General features: G+C 69.2%; 21 protein-coding genes. 16 read left to right on the plus strand and 5 right to left on the minus strand.

What is annotated here, in order from left to right; all coding sequences use genetic code 11:
• Positions 1 to 19 precede the first annotated feature (19 nt).
• Together DIE22_RS32630 and DIE22_RS32635 are read right to left on the minus strand one after the other, a co-directional pair.
• A complete protein-coding gene (locus DIE22_RS32630; protein ID WP_124606988.1) occupies positions 20 to 1,231 on the minus strand; it encodes a winged helix-turn-helix domain-containing protein in 1,212 nt (403 codons plus the stop codon).
• Positions 1,232 to 1,581: 350 nt separating this feature from the next.
• On the minus strand, positions 1,582 to 2,970 hold the full coding sequence (locus DIE22_RS32635) for an MFS transporter (protein WP_124499250.1): 1,389 nt from the start codon (positions 2,968 to 2,970) through the stop codon (positions 1,582 to 1,584).
• 330 nt (positions 2,971 to 3,300) lie between these two features.
• Here DIE22_RS32635 and treA point away from each other — a divergent pair, with 330 nt between their 5' ends.
• Positions 3,301 to 5,031 carry an alpha,alpha-trehalase TreA gene (gene treA / locus DIE22_RS32640; RefSeq protein ID WP_124606989.1) on the plus strand — a complete coding sequence of 577 codons (1,731 nt, stop codon included), beginning with the start codon at positions 3,301 to 3,303 and terminating at the stop codon, positions 5,029 to 5,031.
• A gap of 92 nt (positions 5,032 to 5,123) precedes the next feature.
• Here treA and DIE22_RS32645 read toward each other — a convergent pair whose 3' ends face one another.
• Both DIE22_RS32645 and DIE22_RS32650 read right to left on the minus strand, forming a co-directional pair.
• Positions 5,124 to 6,611 (minus strand): carbohydrate porin, encoded by a 1,488-nt coding sequence (locus DIE22_RS32645; RefSeq protein ID WP_124499248.1) that lies wholly within the window; start codon positions 6,609 to 6,611, stop codon positions 5,124 to 5,126.
• A gap of 105 nt (positions 6,612 to 6,716) precedes the next feature.
• Positions 6,717 to 6,986, minus strand: coding sequence for a hypothetical protein (locus tag DIE22_RS32650; protein WP_124499247.1), 270 nt, complete (start codon positions 6,984 to 6,986; stop codon positions 6,717 to 6,719).
• Positions 6,987 to 8,050: 1,064 nt separating this feature from the next.
• Here DIE22_RS32650 and DIE22_RS38395 point away from each other — a divergent pair.
• Positions 8,051 to 8,188, plus strand: a complete 138-nt coding sequence (locus tag DIE22_RS38395) for a hypothetical protein (RefSeq protein ID WP_185640741.1) — start codon at positions 8,051 to 8,053, stop codon at positions 8,186 to 8,188.
• A 107-nt stretch (positions 8,189 to 8,295) separates the two neighbouring features.
• The gene (locus tag DIE22_RS32655; RefSeq protein ID WP_124499246.1) at positions 8,296 to 9,942 is read left to right on the plus strand and encodes an Nramp family divalent metal transporter; all 1,647 of its coding nucleotides are present in this window, start codon (positions 8,296 to 8,298) and stop codon (positions 9,940 to 9,942) included.
• A 97-nt stretch (positions 9,943 to 10,039) separates the two neighbouring features.
• Here DIE22_RS32655 and DIE22_RS32660 read toward each other — a convergent pair whose 3' ends face one another.
• Positions 10,040 to 10,945 (minus strand): LuxR family transcriptional regulator, encoded by a 906-nt coding sequence (locus DIE22_RS32660; protein ID WP_124499245.1) that lies wholly within the window; start codon positions 10,943 to 10,945, stop codon positions 10,040 to 10,042.
• A gap of 280 nt (positions 10,946 to 11,225) precedes the next feature.
• Between DIE22_RS32660 and DIE22_RS32665 the strand changes: the two genes are divergently transcribed.
• The 13 genes from DIE22_RS32665 to sctT all read left to right on the plus strand — a co-directional run bounded on the left by DIE22_RS32665 (position 11,226) and on the right by sctT (position 24,259).
• Positions 11,226 to 12,059 (plus strand): autoinducer binding domain-containing protein, encoded by an 834-nt coding sequence (locus DIE22_RS32665; RefSeq protein WP_124606990.1) that lies wholly within the window; start codon positions 11,226 to 11,228, stop codon positions 12,057 to 12,059.
• Between the two features lie 238 nt (positions 12,060 to 12,297).
• A complete protein-coding gene (sctV, locus tag DIE22_RS32670; protein ID WP_124606991.1) occupies positions 12,298 to 14,502 on the plus strand; it encodes a type III secretion system export apparatus subunit SctV in 2,205 nt (734 codons plus the stop codon).
• Positions 14,499 to 14,777, plus strand: coding sequence for a type III secretion system export apparatus subunit SctS (gene sctS / locus DIE22_RS32675; protein WP_121857077.1), 279 nt, complete (start codon positions 14,499 to 14,501; stop codon positions 14,775 to 14,777). The genes sctV and sctS overlap by 4 nt, the downstream gene beginning before the upstream one ends.
• Positions 14,777 to 16,819, plus strand: coding sequence for a type III secretion system outer membrane ring subunit SctC (gene sctC, locus DIE22_RS32680; protein ID WP_124606992.1), 2,043 nt, complete (start codon positions 14,777 to 14,779; stop codon positions 16,817 to 16,819). The genes sctS and sctC overlap by 1 nt, the downstream gene beginning before the upstream one ends.
• Entirely contained in the window at positions 16,800 to 18,149 is a 1,350-nt protein-coding gene (gene sctD / locus DIE22_RS32685; protein ID WP_124606993.1) for a type III secretion system inner membrane ring subunit SctD, read from the plus strand. The genes sctC and sctD overlap by 20 nt, the downstream gene beginning before the upstream one ends.
• Positions 18,150 to 18,290: 141 nt before the next feature.
• Entirely contained in the window at positions 18,291 to 18,500 is a 210-nt protein-coding gene (locus tag DIE22_RS32690; RefSeq protein ID WP_057928855.1) for a hypothetical protein, read from the plus strand.
• Between the two features lie 124 nt (positions 18,501 to 18,624).
• On the plus strand, positions 18,625 to 19,110 hold the full coding sequence (locus DIE22_RS32695; RefSeq protein WP_124606994.1) for a hypothetical protein: 486 nt from the start codon (positions 18,625 to 18,627) through the stop codon (positions 19,108 to 19,110).
• A gap of 46 nt (positions 19,111 to 19,156) precedes the next feature.
• The gene (gene sctJ, locus DIE22_RS32700; protein ID WP_124499239.1) at positions 19,157 to 20,044 is read left to right on the plus strand and encodes a type III secretion system inner membrane ring lipoprotein SctJ; all 888 of its coding nucleotides are present in this window, start codon (positions 19,157 to 19,159) and stop codon (positions 20,042 to 20,044) included.
• Entirely contained in the window at positions 20,041 to 20,781 is a 741-nt protein-coding gene (locus DIE22_RS32705; RefSeq protein WP_124499238.1) for a SctK family type III secretion system sorting platform protein, read from the plus strand. Before sctJ ends, DIE22_RS32705 begins: the two co-directional genes overlap by 4 nt.
• Positions 20,763 to 21,392: a type III secretion system stator protein SctL gene (gene sctL / locus DIE22_RS32710; protein WP_124499237.1), complete on the plus strand. Its 630-nt coding sequence runs from the start codon at positions 20,763 to 20,765 to the stop codon at positions 21,390 to 21,392. The genes DIE22_RS32705 and sctL overlap by 19 nt, the downstream gene beginning before the upstream one ends.
• The gene (gene sctN / locus DIE22_RS32715) at positions 21,389 to 22,774 is read left to right on the plus strand and encodes a type III secretion system ATPase SctN (RefSeq protein WP_124499236.1); all 1,386 of its coding nucleotides are present in this window, start codon (positions 21,389 to 21,391) and stop codon (positions 22,772 to 22,774) included. The genes sctL and sctN overlap by 4 nt, the downstream gene beginning before the upstream one ends.
• Entirely contained in the window at positions 22,767 to 23,456 is a 690-nt protein-coding gene (locus tag DIE22_RS32720) for a hypothetical protein (RefSeq protein ID WP_124499235.1), read from the plus strand. Before sctN ends, DIE22_RS32720 begins: the two co-directional genes overlap by 8 nt.
• A complete protein-coding gene (sctT, locus tag DIE22_RS32725) occupies positions 23,450 to 24,259 on the plus strand; it encodes a type III secretion system export apparatus subunit SctT (protein WP_124606995.1) in 810 nt (269 codons plus the stop codon). The genes DIE22_RS32720 and sctT overlap by 7 nt, the downstream gene beginning before the upstream one ends.
• The last annotated feature ends 18 nt before the right edge of the window (positions 24,260 to 24,277 follow it).

A 24,277-nucleotide genomic window follows, 5' to 3' on the forward strand; every position in this document is an offset into this window, starting at 1 on the left:
GTCGCGCCGCGCCGGCAGATCAACCGCCGGCCAGCGCGCTCGCGAGCGCCGGCGGCGCATCCGCGACCGTCACCTCAGGCGTGCCATGCCACGCCGCGAGCTTCTTCACGGCCTTCGCGACGTCGGCCGCGAGCCCGCTGCCGAACCGCACGCCCGGCTCGACATGCACCGCCTTCAATTCGAACGTGCCGAGCGCGCGATGTGCTTTCGCGTCGACGCGCCCGATCAGCCGGCCGCGATGCAGCACCGGCAGGCAGAAATAGCCGTAGCGCCGCTTGTGCGCGGGCGTATAGCACTCGATCGTGTAGTCGAACCCGAACAGTGTCGATGCGCGCCGCCGGTCCCACACCACCGGATCGAACGGCGACAGCAGCGTCGTGACCGTCGAGCGCAGCGTGTCGGCCGCGGCGGCCGGCAGCAGCGCTTCGAGCGAGCGATGCACGTAGGCCGGCTCCTTCCAGCCGGCGATCTCCACCGGAATCAGCTCGCCCGCGACCGCGAGCTGGTCGAGCTCCGCGCGGTACGGACGGCGCGGCAGCCGGTAGTAATCGGCCACCCAGTCCGCGCGCACGACGCCGAGCGCGCGGCACGTATGGTCGAGCAGCGCGGGCAGCACCGCGTCGCGCGGCGGCAGGTCGCGCGCGTCGTCCCAGCCGGGCAGCACGCGTTCGCGCACGTCGTAGATGCGCTGGAAATTGCGGCGCTCGGACACCATCAGCTCGCCGGTCGTGAACAGCACTTCGAGGTGCTTTTTCTCGGGCTTGCGGTCCCACCATCCGTTGCCCTTCACGCCGTCCTCGCGGACGAAATCCGCCGACCGCACGGGGCCTTCGTCGCGAATCCGCGCGAGCAGCCGCTCGATGTCCGCGCGGTTCCGCTCGTGCCATTCGGCCGCGTATTTCCAGCCCATCCCGGATGGATCGAGCATCTTGTAGCGCATCAGCCCGAATTGCTCGACCGGCAGGAAGCACGCTTCGTGCGACCAGTATTCGAACAGGCGGGCCTCGGCGAGATGTTCGTCGAGCCACCGCGGGGCAAAGTCGCCGAGACGGCTGAACAGCACGAGATACGGGCTGCGCGCGACGACGTGAATGGTATCGATCTGCAACTGCGCCATTCGGCGGATCGTGTCGAGCACGTCGGCCTTGGTGGCCTTGCGGCGGGGCGGGGTCAGCAGGCCCTGCGCGGCGAGATGCAGCGCGCGGGCGGCGGCGGGCGAGAGCATAAGCATCGGAGCGGCGGCTGAGGGTGGCGGTCGGGCACCACTTTAGCGCGAAAGCGGCGCACGTGTGCGATGCGCACGCGCGCGCCGCGTCTGACAATGCTTGACAGATGCGCGGCGCGACTTTCCCTATAGTGCGGACATGGCGCGACGCAATGTGCGCGCACCGATTCCGCTTCCGACGCACATATGTCAATGGCACGCAGGAAGCAGATCCGGGATTCTCAACCCCCAACGAGAGACCCGGAGCCCTGAGCGGACATCCATGCGGCTGTGCACCGGCCCCGTGTGGATGTCCGCTGATTTTTTTTGTTTTCCGGTTTTTTCGGTCGACCGCCTGTTCCCGCCAGCCAGCCCGTTCATTGCCGCTTGCCGCGCGCGACTTCGTCGCCGGCGCCGGGCGGCAGCCGCCGCGTGATCGGAATCGACGCGAACGAACACAGCCCGACCACGACGAACGCGGGCCAGAAATCCGACCACACCATCGTCTGATGGCCCTGCAGCCAGTGCGACACGTGCAGCACGAGACCGGCGACCGTCACGCCGAGCCCGAGCGACATCTGCTGCACGACGCTGCCGAGGCTCGTCGCGCGGCCCGCGTCGGCTTGCGAGATATCCGCGTAGATCATCGAATTCAGGCTCGTGAACTGCAGCGCGGGGAAGATGCCGCCGACCAGCACGATGGTCCAGATCGCCCAGGTCGCCATGCCCGGATGGAACAGGCCGTACGCGGCGATCGCCAGCCCCGCGAACGCGGCGTTGTAGATCAGCACCGTGCGAAAGCCGAAGCGGCGCAGCGTATGGGTGGCCGTCGAGCGGCTCATCGCACCGCCGAGCGCGGACGCGCAGGTGATCAGCCCGGAGTGGAACGCGCTCATCCCGAGGCCTTCCTGCAGTGCCAGCGGCAACAGGAACGGCACCGCGCCGAGGCCGATGCGGAACAGCGATCCGCCGACCACGCTCGCGTGGTAGGTCGGGATCTTCAGGAAGCTGAGGTCGAGCACCGGACGCGCCTTGCGGCGCGCGTACGGCACGTAGAGCGCGAGCATCACCGCGCCGGCCGCGCACATCATGAGCGCGTTGGCGCGCGACGTGAGCGAGCCGTCGATCAGCGTGAGGCCCATCAGCAGCAGCGCGGCGCCGCTTGCCGACAGCAGGAAGCCGAACCAGTCGAGCGGCCCGGGATCGGGCTCGTGCGTGTTCGCGATGTGCTTGCTCGCCAGGTAGATCCCGTAGATGCCGATCGGCACGTTGATGAAGAAGATCATCCGCCAGTGCAGGTAGGTCGTGATGAAGCCGCCGACGAGCGGCCCGACGGTCGGCCCGAACAGCGCGGGAATCGCGAGGTAGTTCATCGCGCGCACGAGATCGGAGCGCGGCACCGCGCGGAAGATGATGATCCGGCCGACCGGCACCATCATCGCGCCGCCGACGCCTTGCACGAAGCGCGCGAACGTGAGCACGCCGAGGGAATTCGAGGCCGCGCACATCAGCGAGCCGGCGACGAAGATGCCGATCGCGGTGCGGAATACGGAGCGCGCGCTGAAGCGGTCGGCGAGCCATCCGCAGATCGGGATGAAGACGCCGAGGCCGACCACGTAGGCCGTGATCGCAATGTTCAGTGTGACGGGATTGTGCCCGAAGTCCCTCGCCATCGCGGGCAGTGCGGTGACGATGATGTTTGCGTCGACGCTTTCCATGAACAACGCACAGGCAACGATGAGCGGTGCTAGAAAGACGGGCGACATGGGCAGGGCGCGCGGTAAAGTCGCCATTATGCCCACAATGTGGTCGTTGCGTCACGTGAGACAACGCTTGTTCCGCATGTTGCAACGGTCGTTCCTGTTGCCGTGCCGGCAAAAAGAGACGACTGCCGTGCCGTCGCAATGCATGACATGACCTGTGACGCAGCCGAGCAGGCACGGAACCGAAACTTGCGTGCGATGCGCGTTTCGTGCGACAGTCGGAACTCATCTGCGGAATACAACGACGCGCATCGATCGACGGCCATCGAGACGAGCGCACGCGCGAACGAGACCCCTGCCGATCCACTCACCATCGAAAGGAGGGGACACGTCATGACGTCACGTCGTGCCGCATCGACCGCATCGCATCCTGCCTCGCACTCGCACTCGCACTCGCCCATGCCCGCGCCGCGCCTGCGCTGGGCGGCCGTCATGGCCATCGCGTACCTGGCCGTCGCCGGCTGCGCGGCGCAAGCCGACAGCGCGAATCACGCGGCCGCGCAGGCGGCCGGCCAGTCCGCCGCGCCGGCCTCGGCGGCGCTCGCGAGCCCGGCCTCCGGCAGCACGCTGCTGCCGCCGCCGAGCCAGCTCTACGGCGACCTGTTCGTCGCGGTGCAAACCGCGCAGCGCTATCCCGACCAGAAGACCTTCGTCGACGCGACGCCCGATACCGATCCGGCGACGATCATGCAGTTGTATCAGCAACAGAAGTCGCAGCCGGGCTTCTCGCTGAAGGCGTTCGTCGACCAGCACTTCACGCCGCCGCCGGCAGGCGGGGTCACGCCGCCGCCGAACCAGACGCTGCGCCAGCACATCGACTGGCTGTGGCCGCAGCTCACGCGCACCAGTGCGACCGTGCCGCCGTACAGCTCGCTGATCCCGATGCCGAAGCCGTACGTGGTGCCGGGCGGGCGCTTCCGCGAAGGCTACTACTGGGATACCTATTTCACGATGCTCGGGCTGCAGGTATCGGGGCGCGAGGATCTCGTCGACGACATGCTCGACAACTTCGCACATCTGATCGATACGATCGGGCACATCCCGAACGGCAACCGCACGTACTACGCGAGCCGCTCGCAGCCGCCGTTCTTCGCGTACATGGTCACGCTCGCCGCGCAGGCCGAAGGCGACAAGGTCTACCAGAAATACCTGCCGGCGCTGCGCAAGGAGCATGCGTACTGGATGCAGGGCGAAACCACGACGCCGCGCGGGCAGGCCGCGCGGCACGTGGTCGCGATGCCGGACGGCGCGGTGCTGAACCGCTACTGGGACGCGAGCGACACGCCGCGCGACGAGTCGTATCGCGAGGACGTGACGACCGCGAAGGCCGTGCCGGATCGCCCCGCGAACGAGGTGTACCGCGACCTGCGCGCGGGCGCCGAAAGCGGCTGGGACTACAGCTCGCGCTGGTTCGGCGACGGCAAGACGCTCGCGACGATCCGCACGACGTCGATCGTGCCGGTCGACCTGAACAGCCTGATGTTCCATCTCGAGAGGACGATCGTGAAGGGCTGCACGGTCACGCACGACGTCGCATGCGTCGCGGACTTTTCCGGGCGGGCGGCGCGCCGCGCGGCCGCGATCAACCACTATCTGTGGAACCGTCACGGCTATTACGGCGACTACGACTGGCCGTTGCGCAAGCCGCGCGACGGCGTGACGGCCGCGACGCTGTATCCGCTGTTTACCGGCGTCGCATGGCCCGAGCGCGCGAAGGCGACCGCGCGCGAGGTGCGCAAGACACTGCTGCAGCCGGGCGGTCTCGCGACGACGACCGAGAACACGGGCCAGCAATGGGACGCGCCGAACGGCTGGGCGCCGCTGCAGTGGATCGCGATCGAAGGGCTGCGCCGTTACGGCGAACCGGCGCTCGCGAAGGACATCGGCACGCGCTTCCTGGCCGACGTGAAGCATGTGTATGCGACCGAAGGCAAGCTCGTCGAGAAGTACGTGGTCGAGGGGGCCGGCGAGGGCGGCGGCGGTGGCGGCGAATATCCGCTGCAGGACGGCTTCGGCTGGACCAACGGCGTCACGCTGAAACTGCTCGGGCTGTACGGCGAGTGAGAGGCCGCGTGCGTCGCACGCAGGCACTTGAATGCACACGGGCCGGACCGCCGCGCACGCGGTAGTCCGGCCCGTGTCGCATGCGCTGTGCGTCAGAACGTGATCGTCGTGCGCACGCCGAGCACCGTTTCGTCGCCGATGCGCGCGCCGGCCGCGTTCGGGTTCGGGATCCCGCCGCCCGGCCGGAAGAAATGCTGCAGGTCGGCCTGCAACTGCCACCACGGCGTGACCTGGTACTGGTAGGTCGCCTCGATCACCGTTTCCGCGCGGCGCACCGGATAGCCGGGTGTCGTGTAGGCGCCGGTGTCGCCGTCGAGCGCACGCGCATGCGAGCCGATCTTCGCGTAGCCGACCGCGATGCCGGCCGTATCGTTGTCGCGGCCCTTGAACGGCGCCTTGAGCGTCACGCCCGCATTCGCCGCGAAATCGACGACGTTGCGATCGCCCGGCGCGCCCATCACGCGCGCGAACACGCCGACCGAGCGCGGGCTGTCGGCCGACGGCCGCCACACCATCTGGTCCGCGACCGCATAGAAACCGTAGTTGCCGCGATGCGTGGCGGGAATCCCGTTGCTGGCCGGATTCGCGAGCGACAGCCCGTCCGTGCCGACGCGCGGGTCGTTCGCGTGCTGCGACTGATACCAGAAGCCGAGCTTGTACGTGCCCGGCAGGCCGGCCGGTTGCGGCGCCTTCGGATCGGCGGGCGCCGCGTTCAGCGCGTACTGGAGTTCGCCGATCACGAACGCGCCGCTGCGCAGGTTGAAGTTGGTGCCGTGCGCGTTCAGCGCCTGCGCGTCGCCGTCGCTGCGGCCGGCCGGGTTGCCGTCGAACACGCCGACCAGCGCGGTCCACGCGTCGGCCGGCTTCACGCGCAGCCGCACGCCGAGCGACGACAGCGGATACGCGGGGCCGCCGGCCGGCAGGTCGGTCGCCGGCAGAACGGGCCAGCCGAACGTCGCGTTCATGAACGTCGCCGCGTACTGGCTCACCATGAATTCCTGGTCGACGCTCTGCTGGCCGACCTTCACGTCGGCCTTGCCGTCGAGAAACGCCTGCTGGTACCAGAGCTCCCACAGTCGCGTGGTCGAATTCGCCTCGATGCCGGTCGCGGTCTGCAGCGTCTGCAGATAGCGCTGCGTGAGGTTGGTGCCGTGGATCTGCAGCCCCGACACGTTGAACGTGCCGCCCGGCAGCCCGACCGCCTTTTCCGTATCGACGTTGAAGCCGAATTGCGTGAGGCCCTGGTACGCGCCGCCGCGATTCGTGCCGCCCGCGGCGTTGTACAGGTATTCGCTGGTTTCCTGCAGGCTCAGCGTGACGCCGTGGTCGCCGAGGACGTCGCGCAGGCCGCCCATGTTGCCGAGCAGGTTCGAGCGCTCCAGGAAACCGGTTGGGGCGGGCGCGGCAGCATCGGCGGCCTGCGTGGGGGCGGTGTCGCTGGCACCGGCCGCCGGTTCGGCAGCAGTGGCTGGCAACGACGATTGTGCGATTGCGGGTGCAGCGGCGGCGAGCGACAGCAACAGCGTTGCGAGCGCATCGAGACGTGGTTTGCGCGGCGCGGGTTCGAAGCGATTCTTCATGCGGGCTCCGTTGTTTGATTGTCTGGTTGGCTGAGGAAGTGGAGGCGTGAGGCGGTGGCATGGGCGCGGGCGGCGCGTGGGCGCACGGCCGCTCGGCGCCGACGCTTACGGCAGCCAGCCGCCGATACGCCACACCTGCGTGAAGCCGAGGCGCGACGCCGCCGTGCAGAGCAGCGCGACGAGCGCGATGGCGGCCGCCACCGCGCCGGCCAGCACGCAGTCGAGCGGGCGGGGTGCCGCCGGCATGTGCGCGAGCGCGCTGCCGCGCCAGTTGCTGAATGTTCGGGCGAGCGGCGACAGGGTCGAAACGCCCGAGCGGCCGCACACGACGTGTACGCGTCGCTTGAGTCTGGCTGCGAACGATTGAAAGAACATGACGTACCTCCGTCCGGTCCGGCGAATGCTGGACGACGTGATCGAGCGCGGGCGCATGAAGCGACCTGCGATCGGCGGTTGGAACGTAACGGAGCGTGCGACGGACGAACCGGCGATGCCGACCCGGGAGGACGCGCGCTAACCCGACGAATGCGAGCTAGCGGCACCGACATGCTGGCTGCTATCTCGCGATGGCTTGGCCGGCCTGGACCGGCGTCGAACTGCAACTGGAGCATGTGTCCACGGAGGGACTCCCTTGATGAATTGGGGCGGATTGTAGTCGCGAGTTTTGCTGCGGAGCAAGCAAAAAAGGCAGCGATGTTGCGCATTTCTGACCGGCAGTGCCGCCGCAGCCGGGCTGGTCGATGTCCGGCACAGTGTCCCGCCGGCGGCTCGCGGCGACTGTTGCTCGCACGCATCGGCGGCACGCGCCCGCCCGTGCGCTGAAAGGTTGCGGCGCGTCATTCCGGGCGCAAATCTTTCAGCGTGCGAGTGCCGGAAAAAATATTCCCCGGAGGGCGTGCCAAAGGGTTGACTTCCGTTTCGGCCGGTCCATAGAATCCGCCATCTTCACTCTTGGGGCCGCCGCCTTGGACGCCTGCAGTAGTCGATCTTCGAACCAAGTTTCCGCCTGAGCGACCGACGTCCGCGCCTCATCGAAGCCGCCGTTTGTCCCCCAGGCAAACGGTGCGCGCAGCAGTATTCCGCAGCAACTCCCTACGTGCACCCTGATTCGCTCCGGTTAGCGTGATGCGTTTGCGCATGCGTCATCCGGTTTCGCCGCCGCCCGGTGCGCGGCCGCGTTCGCGCATGCGTGTCGCATGCACCCGAATGGCGGTCCGCGCGCCGGACGGCGGTCAATCGTGTTTTCCGGAACACCGCACAGGAGCCGCCATGAACGACAGTGACAGTTGTCCCTTATGCCCGTTGCATCGACAGACCCTTTCGAACCCGGGTCGCAGGGACATTCCGGCCGACTAGCCTGACACGTCGTTCAGGCCCCGGACTGGCCCCGCGCCCACCACGCGGCCGGCACGCATGCCGTCGCCGCCAGGAGCCAGACCATGAACTTCGGCCTTCTGTTGTCGAATCTCCCGCAGCTCGTGCAACCGCGTTTGTACGACGACGCGATGCCGATGCTCGACGCTCGTCCGCGCGTGTTCTCCCGTTTGTTCACCCGGGTGAAATCGTTGCTCTGCTGAACTGACACGCCGAGCGCGTCTCGGCATGCGCACGCGGGCCCGTTCCGCGCGCGTATGCCAAGGCCACACGCTTGGCCGGATAAAAAACCAGCCGTACGGAATTCATCATGTCCACGCCATCCAACGTCTCTCCACCGATCGCCGTCGAGCGCAGCGCGGTGCTCGACGAAGCCCACCTCGGCGACATCCGCGGTGCCCTCGGCACGATCTCGCATCACGACACCGCCGCGCGCGGCACGTGGTGGGCGCGCTTGCGCACGCTGCTCGCGATCATCGGCCCCGGCCTGATCGTGATGGTCGGCGACAACGACGCCGGCGCATTCGGCACCTATACGCAGGCGGGCCAGAACTACGGCACGACGCTGCTGTGGACGCTGTTGCTGCTCGTGCCGGTGCTGTACGTGAACCAGGAAATGGTGCTGCGCCTCGGCGCGGTCACCGGCGTCGGCCATGCGCGCCTGATCTTCGAGCGCTTCGGCAAGTTCTGGGGCGCGTTCAGCGTGATCGACCTGTTCCTGCTCAACGCGCTGACGATCGTCACCGAGTTCATCGGCATCACGTTCGTGCTGGCTTTCTTCGGGCTCCCGAAGGTCGCGGGCGTGTGCGTGGCCGCCGCGCTGACGATGGCGGCGGTGAGTACCGGCGACTTCCGGCGCTTCGAGCGGTTCGCGATCGGGCTGTGCGTGCTGAGCCTGCTGCTCGTGCCGGTGCTCGTGTCGATCCACCCGCCGGTGTCGCAGATGTCGCGCGACTTCTTCGTGCCGAACTGGCCCGCGCACACGAGGTTGTCCGACGTGATGCTGCTCGTGATCGGCATCGTCGGCACGACGGTCGCGCCATGGCAGCTGTTCTTCCAGCAGAGCTACGTGATCGACAAGCGCATCACGCCGCGCTTCATGAAGTACGAGAAGATCGACCTGTGGATCGGCATCGCGTTCGTGCTGATCGGCGCGGTCGCGATGATCGGCTTCAGCGCCGCGCTGTTCGGCGGTCATCCGGAAGCGGGCAACTTCACCGATGCGGGCGGCGTGATCGCGGGCCTCGAGCGGTATGCGGGCCGCACGAGCGCGACGCTGTTCGCGGTCGCGCTGCTCGACGCATGCATCATCGGCGCGGCGGCGGTGTCGCTGTCGACCGCGTACGCGATCGGCGACGTGTTCAAGATCCGTCATTCGCTGCATCGCGGCGTGTCGGATGCGAAGGGCTTCTACCTCGTCTACTTCGGGATCGTCGCGGCCGCTGCCGCGCTCGTGCTGATCCCGGGCAGCCCGCTCGGCCTGCTGACCGAAGCGGTGCAGACGCTCGCGGGCGTGCTGCTGCCGAGCGCGACGGTGTTCCTGCTCGTGCTCTGCAACGACCGCCAGGTGCTCGGTCCGTGGGTCAACTCGACGAAGCTCAACGTGTTCACGGGCGCGGTGATCTGGGTGCTCGTGCTGCTGTCGATCATCCTGACCGCGTCGGTGATGTATCCGGACATCAGCGGCGAAGCGATCGTCGACGTGCTGGTCGGCGGTACGGTGCTCGCGATCGCGGGTTATCTCGCGACGGTGCTGATCCGCCGCAACAAGCGCGTCGTCGAGCCGGGCATCGATCGCGCGCTGCGCGACACGTGGCGCATGCCGCCGCTCGATTCGCTCGAGCCGCAGAACATGACGGTCGCGACGCGCGTCTGGATGGCCGTGCTGCGCGGCTATCTGGTGATCGCGGTCGGTCTCGTGATCGTCAAGGTCGTGCAGATGACGCTGCTGAAGTAACGGCGCCCGTCCGGCACGAAGCGGCGCCGCGCCGCAACCCGAACATGCCGGCCCGCAAGGCCGGCATGTTCGTTTGCGCGGGTGCGTCGTGCGGGCGTCAGATCAGCTCGAGCTTGGACGTCAGGTACGTGAGCTGGATCCGGTTCGCGACGCCGAAGCGCTTGCGCAGCTTGCGCAGGTGATAGTCGACGTTGTGCGCGCTGGTGTCGAGGCGCCGGCCGATCTCCTTGTCGGATGCGCCTTCCGCGATGCCGAGCAGCAGTTCCTGCTCGAACGGCGTGAGCCCGTTGACCGTGCGCTCGCGCGACGTCGCGATCAGTTGCGGCGACGCGAACTTGTGGACCGACAGCCCGATCGACAGCGCCTGCTCGATCGTCGCCGGCGTGATCCACTCGCGCGTGCGGCGCGGTGCGGTGAAGCTCATGAACGCGTGCAGCCGCGTGCCGGGCACGGCCATCGAATACATGATGCCGCTGCACATGCCGTCGTCCTGCATGGTCTGCAGGAAACCGTCGAGCGCGGCCGGCGTCACGCACGGGCCGTCGACGCGCGCGCGGTGTTCGCGGCGCAGCTGCTGCAGGTCCCACACGATCGGCATGTTGCACACGCGTGCGTCGAGCGTGCGCGGATCGATGTCGTGATGGTTGTGCCGCACGTAGTCGCCGCGGTAGGTGGTCGGCGTGAACGCTTCGTGCAGGTAGAGGCTTTCGACGCGCTCTCGCGAGAATTCGAGCGCGAAATACGCGAACGTCGAGAAGCCTGTCAGGTGCAGCAGGCTTGCGACGATCCGGTTGCGTTCCGCGGTGCTCTGCGCGTGCGCGAGCGTATCCGCGACGCCGAGCTTCGGCGCATTCGGTTGCGCGATGTCGCCGCGCTTGACGTCATCGCACCAGACGACCTGCACCGGGCGCTCTCTCGACGCGTCGGCGCAGGCGACCGTCCGCCGGGGCGGACGGGACAAGGTTGGGGCGACCGCTTCTTCATGCAATGCAATATCGGACATGAGCCATCCCTCGGAATCGACGCGCATCGCGTGGCGGCAGCCGTGTCGTGCACGGCGCTCGCGACGGTGCGATCGAGCATCTTTATGATATGCGCAGATCGTCATCCAGACGAAACGCGGGGGCATTGTACAAAAATGCCAGTGTGCGCGTAATATGCCGTAATACTAATGCGGGCGAAAGGTTCATATTCGCACTGCTATAGAGACGACCAGAAAATCATAAAGAAAAGACCAGAGCGTGACGGGGCAAGTTCACATATTGGGAAAGGGTGGGCTCCTCATGAAATATGCTGACGACGCGCCACGCGTCGAGTGGTTTTCGCAAGCGGATATCGCGGCCGCTGCCGCTTATTCGAAAGAAATTCATGCAATCGAGCGCGACGTTTTTACCGGCATTCAAATCGCGCCCGGTAAATCCGACCTGGCTGCCGTCGATTTCGCCCAATGCCATGCCCGATTGCGGCAAATCGGTTTCAGCACGCTCGGCTATGGTGCGTACGAGATGATCGGGCGACGCATCCTGTGCGCGCATCTGCTGCGCGACCTCGCGCCCGCGACGTTCATGCAGCCGTATATCGAGGGCATGCTCTACGAGAGCGACCCGCGTTTCGCGCAGGTGCGGCAGAGCGGCTTTCCGGTCGCGTGGCGGCTCGACGAGATCGAGTCGGCCGCGCAGGGTAGCGGCGATCGCAAGGTACTCGCGCTGGCCGGCCATTTGCGTGCGCATGCAATGAACAGCGGCGTGATCTTCAGCCTGTCGGCGCCGCGGCTCGACCTGCGCGTCGCGGTGAACGTGACGTCGGAAGCCCACGGCACCGAGTGGATCGACGATCGCGTGATCGGCGGCGCGCTGTCGGTGAGTCTCGCCGTGCATCGCGTCGCGCTGCCGTTTCTCGAGGCGCGCATCGCGCGCATGCGCGGCTTCGCGCTCGGCGACGAACAGCAGCAGGTGCTCGAGCGCCTCGTGCACGGCCTGTCCGACCAGGAGATCGCGAGCGCGCTGCGCACGTCGCTGCACAAGGTCGGCCACCATATCCGTTCGCTCGAAAAACTCTTCAACGTCCAGAACCGCGCGCAGCTCGCGTATCTCGCCGGACGCCGCCTGGAGCACTGACCCGTTCCGCCCGCGCGGCGCCCGCCGCGCGATGGAAGCGGTTCCGGCGACGCGCGCGCACAGGCGCCGCCGGGTTTCGTAGTCCGATCCGATCGCCGCCGGAAAACTGCCGCGACGCTACGAGGCGCGTCCCTTTTTACGCGGTTTCGCGTCGCTACACTCGTCCCATTCAACGGTCCGCGCGGCGCGGGGCATGACGGCCCGCGCCCGCCGGCGACAACGACAGGACGACGGCACGATGGCAGAACCGAAGGCGCTCCCTCGCGACTGGCAGCGGATTTTTTCCGCCGGCCGCAGCGTGTCCGGACGTCGTCTCGGGGCGTCGCCGCGCGCCGACCTGTTTCTCGCCGCGTTCATCGTGTCGGTGGTCGCGCTGTTCATCCTGCCGCTGCCGCAGGCCGCACTCGACGGGATGATTTCGCTGAACCTCGCGGCGAGCGTCGTGCTGCTGACGGTGTCGACCTACGTGCCGTCGGCCGTCAGCTTCTCGTCGTTTCCCGCGCTGCTGCTGTTCACCACGCTGTTCCGGCTCGCGCTGAACATCGCGTCGTGCAAGCTGATCCTGCTGCACGCGAACGCGGGCCACGTGATCGACGCGTTCGGGCGGCTCGTGGTCGGCAACAACGTCGTGGTGGGCGGCGTGGTGTTCCTCGTCATCGCCGTCGTGCAGTTCATCGTGATTGCAAAGGGCTCGGAACGGGTTGCCGAAGTCGGCGCGCGCTTCTCGCTCGACGCGATGCCGGGCAAGCAGATGAGCATCGACGCGGACCTGCGCGCGGGCATCATCAGCGCCGACGAAGCGCGCGAGCGCCGCGAGAAGCTCGAGCAGGAATCGCAGATGCACGGCGCGATGGACGGCGCGATGAAGTTCGTGAAGGGCGACGCGATCGCGGGCCTCGTGATCGCGTTCATCAACATCGTCGCGGGGATCGCGGTCGGTACGCTGATGCACGGCATGGATATCGGCGAGGCGCTGCAGCGCTACGCGATCCTGACGGTCGGCGACGGGATGGCGTCGCAGATCCCGTCGCTGCTGGTGTCGATCGCGGCCGGCATCGTGACGACGCGCGTCGCGACGCGCGACACGCGGCAGCGCCAGCTCGGCGAACAGCTGGGCGAGCAGCTCGGCGCGCATCCGCGCGCGCTGCTGATCGCGGCGCTGGTGCTGGCCGGCTTCCTCGTCGTGCCGGGCTTCCCGAAGTGGTCGTTCGCGCTGATCGCAATCGGCCTCGGCGTGTTCGCGTTCACGCAGCTGAAACGCAAGACGACCGCGCCGAGCTTCAACCTGATTCATATCGCCGGACGCATCGGCGCGGCCGACGACGGCCAGCCCGCGAAGGTGTCGCACGCGGCGGGCGTCACGTCGCTGATCGCGGTGTCGCTGTCGGACGACCTGCGCACGACGCTCAATCTCGCGCAGCTGCAGACCGCGCTGTCGAGCGCGAAGGCGCGCGTCGACGCGGACATCGGCACGGTGTTTCCGCGCATCACGCTGAACGACGACGAGGGCGCGCCGGCCGGCACGTACCGCATCTACCTGCAGGACGTGCTCGCCGCGCATGGCGCGCTGAAGCCGGGCTGGCTGCTGTGGGACGGCGTCGCGCCGCTGCCGGAGCGCGCGGAGCGCCAGCCGGCCGAGGCGTTCGGCCCGTTCGCGACCGCGCTGTGGATCAAGCCCGACGGCGCGGCCCCGGACGGCAAGTGGCTGTCGAGCGAAAGCGCGCTCGCCGCGCACGTCGAGCAGGTCGTGCGCCAGCACGCGGACGAACTGCTCGGCATCCAGGAAACGCAGGCGCTCGTGCACCTGGTGCGCCGCGAGCACCCCGAACTCGTCGGCGAACTGACGCGGCTCGTGCCGCTGCAGCGCGTGACCGAGGTGCTGCGCCGGTTGCTCGCCGAACAGGTGCCGATCCGCAACCTGCGCGTGATCTTCGAGAGCCTGATCACGTGGGCGCCGAACGAGCCGGACGACGTGATCGCGCTGGTCGAGCTGGTGCGTGTCGACCTGCGCCGGATGATCACCGATCGTCATGCGGGCGCGGTGCGCCAGCTGCGCGTCGTGCTGTTCGAACAGAACCTGCAGGAGCGGATCGAGAGCGCGGTGATGCGCACCAAGCAGGGCAACTTCCTCGCGCTGTCGAGCGCGATCAAGCAGGACATCGGCGAGCAGGTGCGCGCGATCGTGCAGGCCGCGCAGGCGGCCGGCCCCGGCGGCCACGGCAATCCGCAAGGCGGCGCGCGCCTCGCGGTGATGGTCGCGCTTGGCGCGCGCCGCTACGTGAAGACGATCCTGCAGCCGGTGCTGCCCGAACTCGCGGTGCTGTCGTACCAGGAGGTCGAGGAGGACGTGCAGCTTCATACGGTCGGCTGGGTGAAGAACCCGCCCGACGACGGCACGCTCGGCGCGGGCGCCGGCGTGCGCACGCCGGGAGTCGCGCAATGACGAGCTCGACGATCCTCGACCTGACCCGGCAGGCGCTGATGCTGGTGCTGCTGCTGTCGCTGCCGATCGTGCTGATCGCCACCGTCACCGGCCTCGTCGTCGCGATCCTGCAGGCCGTCACACAGGTGCAGGACGCCAACATCGGCATCGCGGTGCGGCTGATCGCCGTGATGGTCGCGCTCGTGCTGCTGTCCGGCTGGCTCGGCAGCGAGGTGCTGCGCTTCGCGCAGCAGGCGCTGGAACGCATGTTCGTTTCTTCCCCAGGAGTGCTTTGATGCGTCGACGCGTCGCCCCGATCCGGTTTCAATCGCGCCGCCTGCAACGGGCCGCGCTCGCCATGTGCGCGACCGCGCTGCTCACGGCATCGCTGTGCATGACGGTCGCGCAGCCGGCGCGCGCGGCGGACCTGCGCTGGCGCAACAAGCCGTTCACGATCGTCGCGAACGGCAAGAAGATCGGCGACTTCATCCGCGAGCTCGCGTCGTCGCAGGGCGTGACGGCGGTGGTCGACCCGAAGGTCGACGGCGTGATCAGCGGCCGCTTCTCGGGCACGCCGCAGCAGACGCTCGATACGATCTGCTCGACCTACGGGCTCACGTGGTACTACGACGGCTCGTTCCTGTACGTCGATCCGGCCGACCAGTCGCAGACGCAGATGATCCCGATCCCGCCGAACGCGGCCGGCGAGATCGGCCGCGCGCTGCAGGCGATGCAGATTCCGGACAAGCGCTATACGCTCGTGATCAACGACCGTGCGAACAGCGTGTACGTGGCCGGCCCGCGCCGCTATGTGGAGCTCGTGCGGCAGGCGGTGGGCTCGGTCGGCGACCCGTCGGCGAACGGCGCGCATGCGGACATCCGCGCGTTCCGCCTCAGGTACGGCTGGGCGTCGGACTTCACGATCAACCGCTCGGGCAAGGAAGTGACGGTGCCGGGCGTCGCGACGATCCTGCGCCGGCTGTTCGGCAAGGGCGGCGGCACGAACGAGCTGCCGTCGAGCACGCCGCTCGGGCAGGCCGCGCGCCAGGTGAAGCTCGGCTCGGGGCTGACGATCGCGGTGCCGCGGCTCGACTTCCCGGACATTGCCGGCGGCCCGCGTCAGGGTGGCTACGGCGGCGCCGACGGCGCCGCCGGCGGCTTCTCGCCGTTCTCGAATGGCGGCGGCGCAGACACGCTGCCGCAGATCGTCGCCGATCCGGCGATCAACGCGGTGATCGTGCGCGACCTGCCGGAGAACATGTACCGCTACCAGTCGCTGATCAACCAGCTCGACGAGCGGCCGCGCATCGTCGAGATCAACGTGACGATCATCGACATCAACGAGGATTCGCTCGACAGCCTCGGGATCGACTGGCGCCTGCACACGACGCACGGCGACGTGCAGATCGGCAACGGCCAGAATCCGCTGAACGGCAACACGCAGTACAACGGCGCCGGCAATCCGCCGCTCACGTTCGGCATCGGCACGTCGGAGACCGGGCAGACCGGCACCTTCCTGCCGACCGGCATCGCGCTGACCGCGTCGATCGGCGGCTCGCTGCGCAACTACCTGCTCACGCGCGTGAACGCGCTCGCGCAGAAGGGGCAGGCGCAGCTGCGCTCGAAGCCGAAGGTGCTCGCGCTCGACAACACCGAGGCCATTCTCGAGAACCTCACGCAGTTCTACGTGCAGGTGCAGGGCTACCAGGATTCGTCGCTGTACAGCGTGACGACCGGCACCAGCATCAAGGTGACGCCGATGATCGTCGACGAGGCGATCCGCAACGCGGCCGCCGTCTCCGGAAATCCGCAGAGCGTGATGATGTCGATCGACATCCAGGACGGCAACATCGTGCCGGGGCAGGCGGTGTCGAACGTGCCGGTGATCCAGCAGCGCAACATCGTCACCAAGACGATGATCGACGAAGGCAAGAGCCTGCTGATCGCGGGCTTCAACGACGACGAGGTGCGGCTGAACAAGAGCGGCGTGCCGTGGCTGTCGGACATCCCGCTGATCGGCAACCTGTTCAAGTACACCGACAAGTCGGGCAACCACATGGAGCGGTTCTACCTGCTGACGCCGCGCGTGGTGACGACCGCGTCGATGTACGCGCCGGACGGCTCGCCCGTGAACCCGGGCACGGACGGGCCGGCCGATCCGAACGGCAGGTCGATGTATCGCCCGCCGGACAACGACATCGCGGTGCCGCTGACGCCCGTGCCGCTGCCCGGCACGAAGTTCGGCCCGCCCGCGCTGCCGCCGCCGCCGAAGGATTCGGCGTCGCAGCCCGTGGCGACGACCGCAGGAGCGTCCACCCATGTCGACGACCATCATTGACCCGCACGGCGACGGCGCACTGCCCGGCGGCGCGGCGGCCGGGCCGGCCGCACTCGCGTCGCCGTGGAACCTCTGCTTCCTCAGCGGGCCGATGTACGGCCGCACGATGTCGCTCGCCCGCGGCGCGAACTGGGTCGGCACGGCCGCCGATTGCGAAGTGATCCTGCCCGATCGCGAGATCGGCGCGAAACAGATGTGCCTGCAGGTCGGCGCGCTCGCCGTGACGGTGCAGAACCACGGCGGCGACGGCGGCGCGCCGGTGCTGTTCAACGACGAGCCGCTCGGCGCGGGCCGCCGCTCGATGACGCCGCAGGACGTCGTGACGGTCGGCTCGATCAAGCTCGGCATCGCGCGTCACGCGCAGGCCAGCGTCGCGGTGCCCGACGAGACCGACGCGCCGGACGCCGCGCGCGAGGCCGCGTGGCTCGGCTGGCTCACGGGCGGGCTGCGCCGTCTCGGCAGCCGGCGGCTCGTGATCGCGGTCGTCGCGCTGTGGATCGGCGTGCTGCTCGGCGCGCTCGGCTACGGCTTCGTCGCATGGTCGGGGCGGCTGCCGTGGCAGCACGAGTCGGTGCTCGCGCGCACGCACCGGCTGCAGCAACTGCTGCATGCGTATCCGGAGCTCGCCGTCGCGCCGCGCGACGACGGCGTGATCGTGTCGGGCTACGTGAGCGACCCGGCCGCGCGGGAGCGCGTCGCGCAGATCGTCGCGGGCGTCGACAACGCGGCGCTCGGCAATATCTACGTGGTCAGCGACCTCGTCGCGACCGCGCAGACGTATTTCAGCGACACGGCGCTGACGGTCACCTATCTCGGCCGCGGCCGGATCGAATTGACGGGCGCGGCCGGGCGCACGCAGATCGAGCCGCGTATCCGCAACTACATGAAGGACGCGCGTCCGGCGCTCGAGGTGGTCGATCACGTGCGCGACGCCGATGCGGCCGCGCCGCGCACGGCGACGACGCTCGGCGGCGTGGCGGGGATTCCGGAGATCACGACCGTGTTCGCGGGCGACGGCGACCAGCGCTACATCGAGACGGCCGACGGCAGCCGCTATTTCGAAGGCGCGCGGCTGAAGGAAGGGCCGACGGTCGTGTCGATCGGCCCGGACGAAGTCGTGTTCGAGCGCAACAGCCAGCGCATCACGATGCCGCTTGGCGGCCCGTCCGCGAACGCGCCCGGGCAGGCGCCGGCGGCGCCCGTGCCGCCGCTCGCGAGCGGCGCGGCGGCCGGCGTCGCGCAGCCGGTGCCGGGGCCGACGCTGGTGCCGGATGCGCCGGCGACGCCGGCCGTCGCGGCGGCGGGCGCATCGAGGCAAGCGGCGCACTAGCGCCGCGACAGGACCTGCGCACCGCGTGTCGCGCGGTGCGCGCATTACGCGACACGCCGCGAGCATGCGGCGCGTCACGTCGCCGGCGGGGCATGGGGCCGCCGCCGGAAGCAGGACGCAGTTCACGTAAAGGAGCGAATCATGAGTACCCCCCCGACCGGTGCCACCAACACGAACCAGGTCCAGCAACAGGCGGACGACCTGACCAAGACGCAGCTCGAGCTGACGAAGATCAACTTCCAGGTCCAGCAGTCGACCGCGACGTTCGAAACCAGCAACGCAGTGACCGCGCAGGAAGGGACGGCGAACGCCCAGGTCGCGCAACACCTGAGTTCCGCCGGCCGCGCATGACGCCGGTCGCCGGCCGTGCCGCGCGACGCCACATGCCGGGGCCGCCCGTGGCGGGCGCCCGGCGGGGCGTGTGTGCGTGCCGGCCGGCTCGTTCCCGGCCCTGCCGGTCAAGGAGGACATGATCATGTCGGTAACAGGCGTAGGTGCGGCACCGCCGGGCGCGGCCGCGCTCGCGGGTGCCGTGCAGCAGGCGGGCTCGGCGTCCGATCCGGCGCAGGTGCGCCAGTTCGATGCGCTGATGCAGCCGGGCGCGGCGTCGCCGTCGGCGTCGGGTGTCGCGATGTCGCGCGCGCCAGCCGATGCGGCGCCGGCGGCGCCGGCGGTGCAGATGACGCCCGCGACACCCGCGCAGGCGAACCATGCGTCGCTGGTCGAGCGCTTGCGCACGTACGGCAACGATCTCGACACGCGGTACGCGAACATCGACAAGCATCGCACCGAGATGCTGACGTCGATGGCGGACAACCGCCGCGATCCGCTGATGACGATGGTGCAGGCGATGGATTTCCAGTGGACGGCGACCACCACGATTTCCGAATACCAGTTGAGCCTGTCGGTCGCGCAGGCGGCGAACGGCTTCACGCACACGGTGCTGAAGACGCAGGAGTGACGAGCGCGCGGGCCGCCAAGGCCGCGCGCCCTGAAGCGGACAAACGATGACGACGATCGATTCGACGCCGCGCATGCATGCGTGGCGCAGCCGGGCGGCGCGTGTGCTGCTCGCGGGACTGCTCGCGCTGCTGGCCGGCTGCCAGAAGGAGCTCTACTCCGGCCTGTCGGAGCGCGACGCGAACCAGATGGTCGCCGTGCTCGGTGACGCGGGCATCAGCGCGTCGAAGGACAACGACGCGCGCGACACGTCGGATCGCAACGCGTGGCAGGTGAGTGTCGCGGACGGCGACATGCAGTCGGCGCTGACCGTGCTGCAGGCGAACGGGCTGCCGAAGCCGAGCTATGCGAGCCTCGGCGAGCTGTTCCAGAAGCAGGGGCTCGTGTCGACGCCGGCCGAGGAGCGCGTGCGCTACCTGTACGGCGTGTCGCAGGACCTGTCGCGCACGCTGCAGGACATCGAGGGCGTGGTGGTCGCGCGCGTGCAGGTGGTGATTCCGGAGAACGATCCGCTCGCGGACAAGATCAAGCCGTCGTCGGCGGCCGTGTACATCCGCTACCGGCCCGGCGTGGACCTGCGCGCGATGGCGCCGATGGTCAAGGATCTCGTCGCGCACAGCATCGAGGGGCTGCAGTACGACAACGTGTCGCTGTTCCTGCAGCCGGCCGCCGCGCGCACGACGCGCGTCGACGGCATCGGCAGCGCGGTGTCGGACATCCTGCGGCTGCGCTCGCCGCTCGGCTGGCTGGTGTTCGCGCTGATCCTGCTGACCTGCGCGGTGATCGCGCTGTCGGCCGCGCGGCGCGGGATGTTCGGCGCCCGGCTGGCCGGGCTGGTCGGCACGCCGCGCGGTGCGAACGGCGCCGGCGGTGCATCCGCGCAGCCGGGTGGCGGCAGCCTGCGCACGCCGGACGGCGCGCGCGACGGCGCATGAGCGAGTTCCATGCGCTTCAGCCGGGCGCCACGTCCGACGCCGTTGTGCTGCCGTGGCTGCAACCGGTCGCGCTGCCGCCCGCCGGGCGGCGCGCGGCGTTTCACGCGCTCGTCTGCGAATTCAACCTGCGGCCCGACCGCTATCTGCACGTGACGCGCGTGCCGGCCGAGTGGCCCGTGCGCTATCGCTCGCCCGACGCGTTCGGCCCGGCGGGCCGCCAGCTGCTCGCGCGCCACCTGCTCGACGCGAACGGCGTGGCCGGGCACCACGACTTCGACGTCGCCAATCCGTGCGCGCGGCTCGCGCTGCTGCCCGGTGCGGCGCTCGAGCAGCTCGCGTCGTATGCGGGCCTGCTGCTGCATCGCGGCTGGCTGCGCGACGCGCTGACCGTGCGGCGCGTTCGCGCGGAAGTCGCGGCGAAGCTCGGCGGCGATGCGCTGGAGCTCGCGCTCGAGCGCGCGCCGGAATTCGGCGCGCTCGCGGAAACGCTCGAACCGTGGCGCGCCGATCCGGCCGCGCTGCCGGTGGTGATCCGTGCGCGCGGCGGCCGGCTGCTCGCGGATTTCATCGGCGTGGCGGGCGACGCGGTCGCGCGGCGCGCGCGCCTGAAATTCAACCGCGCGATCGACGACGAAGCGCCGTACTGGCTGAACCGCGCGCAGCGCGACCAGTTCGGCGAACTGTTGTTCCTGTTTCTGATTCCCGAGAGGCTTGCGTCATGGGACTGGCTTTTCTGATCACGAGCGACAACCTGCAGCTGCTGTCGGAGCGCAAGGTGCTCAAGGAGCGCGAATACGCGGCGCTGCTCGATGCCTCCGCGGTGATCGCGACCGCGCGCGACGAGGCCACGCGCATCGTCGCCGACGCGCAGCGCGAATTCGACAAGCGCCAGGCGGCCGGCTACGACGAGGGGATGCGCCGCGCACAGCGCGAGCATGCGGCGCAGGCCTATACGCAGGCGCTGGCCGCCGCGCGCACGATGGAGTCGATGAAGGATTCGATGGCCGACATCGTCGTGAAGGCCGTGCGCGCGATCGTCGGCGAGATGGGCACGCAGAAGCTGTACGAGGCCGCGCTCGCGCGGATCGCGCCGCTCGTGCGCGACGAGGCGTTCCTGATCGTGCGGGTCGCGCCCGGCCGCGAGGACGAGATGCGCGACGCGCTCGACCGCGCGTTCGCCGGCCAGTCGAACCGGCAAAGGATCCGCATCGTCGAGGATGCGCAGCTCGAGCGTCACGCGTGCACGGTCGAGACGCCGTCCGGGCGCATCGACGCGAGCCTCGACCTGCAGATCGACGCGCTGCGCCAGGCGATCCGCCGCGACGCGCTGAAGGGCACGCCGCGATGAACGCGCCGCTCGACGATCCGCAGCCGTTCGGCGACGGCAGCGACGACGATGCCGCGCCGTTCGATCGTGGCCGCCTCGTCGGCGACCTCGATGCGGGGCTCGCGTTCTTCTCGCCGGTGTCGGTGCAGGGCCGCGTCAATCACGCGGTCGGGCAGATCCTCAACGCGACGGGCATCCGCGCGCGGCTCGGCGAGATCTGCGAGCTGCGCACGCCGAACCAGCCGACGCTGCTCGCCGAAGTGGTCGGCTTCTCGCGGCAGACCACGTTGCTCACGCCGCTCGGCGACGTGGCCGGCCTGTCGCCGGAGACGACCGTCGTGCCGTCCGGGCGCGAGCATGTGTTCCCGGTTGGCGAAGCGCTGTTCGGCCGCGTGCTCGACGGGCTCGGCCGGCCGCTCGACGATCGCGGGCCGGTGACGGGTGCCGCGTGGGTGTCGACGCAGCAGGACCCGCCGAATCCGCTCGCGCGCAAGATGATCGACACGCCGTTTCCGACCGGCGTGCGCGTGATCGATGGCCTGATGACGCTCGGCATCGGCCAGCGCGTCGGCATCTTCGCGCCGTCCGGCGTCGGCAAGAGCACGCTGCTCGGGATGATCGCGCGCGGCGCGCAGGCCGACGTGAACGTGATCGCGCTGGTCGGCGAACGCGGCCGCGAGGTGCGCGAGTTCATCGAGCACAGCCTGTCGCCCGAGGTGCGCGCGCGCTCGATCGTCGTCGTGTCGACGTCCGACCGTCCGGCGATGGAGCGCGTGAAATCCGCGCTGGTCGCGACCGCGATCGCCGAGCACTTCCGCGATGCGGGCAAGCGCGTGCTGCTCCTGGTCGACTCGCTGACGCGCTTCGCGCGCGCGCAGCGCGAGGTCGGCCTCGCGAGCGGCGAGCCGCCGACGCGGCGCAGCTTCCCGCCGTCGACGTTCGCCGTGCTGCCGCGCCTGCTCGAACGCGCGGGGCAGGGCGCGACGGGCTCGATCACCGCGCTGTACACGGTGCTCGTCGAAGGCGATGAGGAATCCGATCCGATCGCCGAGGAAGTGCGTTCGATCCTCGACGGCCACATCGTGCTGTCGCGCAAGATCGCGCTCGCCAACCGCTATCCGGCGATCGACGTGCTCGCGAGCCTGTCGCGCGTGATGCCGCTCGTCGCGAGCCGCGCGCATCAGCAAGCGGCCGCGCGCGTGCGCGAGCTGATCGCGAAGTACCAGGAAATCGAGCTGCTCGTGCAGATCGGCGAGTATCGCGAAGGCAGCGACCGGCTCGGCGATCTCGCGCTGCGCGCGCGCGATGCGATCGGCGCATTCTGCGCGCAGGCATCGCACGAGGACGTGCGCTTCGACGCGCTGCTCGCGCAGCTGACGACACTCGCGAACGACCATGTCTGAAGCCGACGACCGCCTCGTGCTCGCGACGCTCGCACGCCTGAAGCGCGTGCGCGAGATGCGCAGCCAGATCGCGCGGGTCGCGGCCGCGCGCCAGCAAGGCATCGCCGCGCAGAGCCGTCGCGCGCTCGACGCCGCGCAGGCGCGGCTTGCGCAGCAGGTCGCCGCGAAGGCCGCGATCCAGGCGCGGCTCGCCGACGACGTGCGCGAGGCGCGCGCACTGCAGAACGCGGCGGCCGACACGCGCACGTTCGACCGTCATATCGGCGTCGCGAACGCGTCGGTCGGCGAGGCCACGCACGTGCATCGCGATCACGAGGCGACGCTTGCCGACCTGCAGCGCGCCGCGCGCAAGGCGAAGGCCGCCGAGGACAAGCTCGACAAGGCCGGCGAGAAGGCGCTGCAGGCGCGCGCCGCGCGGGTCGAACGCGACGCCGACGAGGTCGCGGATGCGCACGCGGTGCGGCGCTTCGCGACGGCCGGCGTGTGGGCAGGCGATGCGCAGGGTCACGCATCGGGGCAGCCGGACAGGGCCGCGGCGTTCGATGCGGCGATGATGTCGCCACCGGCCGATGCGGACGCGACAGGCACGACCGACGCCGCCGGTACGAACGACCCGGCCGCCGCCATCGCAACCGCCTCCACCGACGACATGGCTCCCGGCGCCGCGGAGCGCCGATGCTAGACCACGCGGCGAACTTCAACGACATCGCCGGCACGCTGCGCCCGCTGCTCTACGTGATGCCGCGCCTGCTGCCGATCATGTTCGTCGTACCGGTGTTCAACGAGCAGATCATCACGGGCCTCGTGCGCAACGGGATCGCGGTCGTGATCGCCGCGTTCGTCGCGCCGGTGATCGATCCGGCCCAGGTCGCCGCGCTGCCGTTCCTGATGTGGTGCCTGCTCGTCGCGAAGGAGGCGGTGATCGGCATGCTGCTCGCGGGCGCGTTCAGCGCGGTGCTGTTCGCGATCCAGGGCGTCGGCTACCTGATCGATTTCCAGACCGGCAGCGGCAGCGCCGCGTTCTTCGATCCGATGGGCGGACACGAGGGCGGCCCGACGTCGGGCTTCCTCAACTTCGTCGCGATCGCGCTGTTCGTCACCGCGGGCGGCCTGCAGGTGCTCGTGCAGCTGTTCGCGCAGTCGTACGCGTGGTGGCCGATCGGCTCGCTCGGCCCCGACTTCTCGTCGATGCTGCAGACCTTCGTCGTGCGGCAGACCGACACGATCTTCGAATGGATGGTGAAGCTCGCCGCGCCGGTGATCATCGTGCTGGTGCTGGTCGAGCTCGGCATCGGCCTCGTCGGGCGCGCGGTGCCGCAACTGAACATCTTCGTGTTCGCGCAGCCGCTGAAGAGCGCGCTCGCGCTGCTGATGATGGTGCTGTTCCTGCCGGTGGTGTATGCGTCGCTGCATGCGCTGCTGAGCCCCGACAGCGGGCTGATGGCGCTGCTGCGCGCGCTGTTCGCCGCGCACGGCGGCGCGTGACGGCCCGCCGGAACCGGA

Source organism: Burkholderia sp. Bp9142, assembly GCF_003853415.1.
Classification (GTDB): Bacteria; Pseudomonadota; Gammaproteobacteria; order Burkholderiales; family Burkholderiaceae; genus Burkholderia.

Bases quoted from the DNA above. Each gene is read 5' to 3' on its own strand.
- DIE22_RS32630 (WP_124606988.1), bottom strand. From the start codon at position 1,231: ATGCTTATGCTCTCGCCCGCCGCCGCCCGCGCGCTGCATCTCGCCGCG.
- DIE22_RS32635 (WP_124499250.1), bottom strand. From the start codon at position 2,970: ATGTCGCCCGTCTTTCTAGCACCGCTCATCGTTGCCTGTGCGTTGTTC.
- treA (WP_124606989.1), top strand. From the start codon at position 3,301: ATGACGTCACGTCGTGCCGCATCGACCGCATCGCATCCTGCCTCGCAC.
- DIE22_RS32645 (WP_124499248.1), bottom strand. From the start codon at position 6,611: ATGAAGAATCGCTTCGAACCCGCGCCGCGCAAACCACGTCTCGATGCG.
- DIE22_RS32650 (WP_124499247.1), bottom strand. From the start codon at position 6,986: ATGTTCTTTCAATCGTTCGCAGCCAGACTCAAGCGACGCGTACACGTC.
- DIE22_RS38395 (WP_185640741.1), top strand. From the start codon at position 8,051: ATGAACTTCGGCCTTCTGTTGTCGAATCTCCCGCAGCTCGTGCAACCG.
- DIE22_RS32655 (WP_124499246.1), top strand. From the start codon at position 8,296: ATGTCCACGCCATCCAACGTCTCTCCACCGATCGCCGTCGAGCGCAGC.
- DIE22_RS32660 (WP_124499245.1), bottom strand. From the start codon at position 10,945: ATGTCCGATATTGCATTGCATGAAGAAGCGGTCGCCCCAACCTTGTCC.
- DIE22_RS32665 (WP_124606990.1), top strand. From the start codon at position 11,226: ATGAAATATGCTGACGACGCGCCACGCGTCGAGTGGTTTTCGCAAGCG.
- sctV (WP_124606991.1), top strand. From the start codon at position 12,298: ATGGCAGAACCGAAGGCGCTCCCTCGCGACTGGCAGCGGATTTTTTCC.
- sctS (WP_121857077.1), top strand. From the start codon at position 14,499: ATGACGAGCTCGACGATCCTCGACCTGACCCGGCAGGCGCTGATGCTG.
- sctC (WP_124606992.1), top strand. From the start codon at position 14,777: ATGCGTCGACGCGTCGCCCCGATCCGGTTTCAATCGCGCCGCCTGCAA.
- sctD (WP_124606993.1), top strand. From the start codon at position 16,800: ATGTCGACGACCATCATTGACCCGCACGGCGACGGCGCACTGCCCGGC.
- DIE22_RS32690 (WP_057928855.1), top strand. From the start codon at position 18,291: ATGAGTACCCCCCCGACCGGTGCCACCAACACGAACCAGGTCCAGCAA.
- DIE22_RS32695 (WP_124606994.1), top strand. From the start codon at position 18,625: ATGTCGGTAACAGGCGTAGGTGCGGCACCGCCGGGCGCGGCCGCGCTC.
- sctJ (WP_124499239.1), top strand. From the start codon at position 19,157: ATGACGACGATCGATTCGACGCCGCGCATGCATGCGTGGCGCAGCCGG.
- DIE22_RS32705 (WP_124499238.1), top strand. From the start codon at position 20,041: ATGAGCGAGTTCCATGCGCTTCAGCCGGGCGCCACGTCCGACGCCGTT.
- sctL (WP_124499237.1), top strand. From the start codon at position 20,763: ATGGGACTGGCTTTTCTGATCACGAGCGACAACCTGCAGCTGCTGTCG.
- sctN (WP_124499236.1), top strand. From the start codon at position 21,389: ATGAACGCGCCGCTCGACGATCCGCAGCCGTTCGGCGACGGCAGCGAC.
- DIE22_RS32720 (WP_124499235.1), top strand. From the start codon at position 22,767: ATGTCTGAAGCCGACGACCGCCTCGTGCTCGCGACGCTCGCACGCCTG.
- sctT (WP_124606995.1), top strand. From the start codon at position 23,450: ATGCTAGACCACGCGGCGAACTTCAACGACATCGCCGGCACGCTGCGC.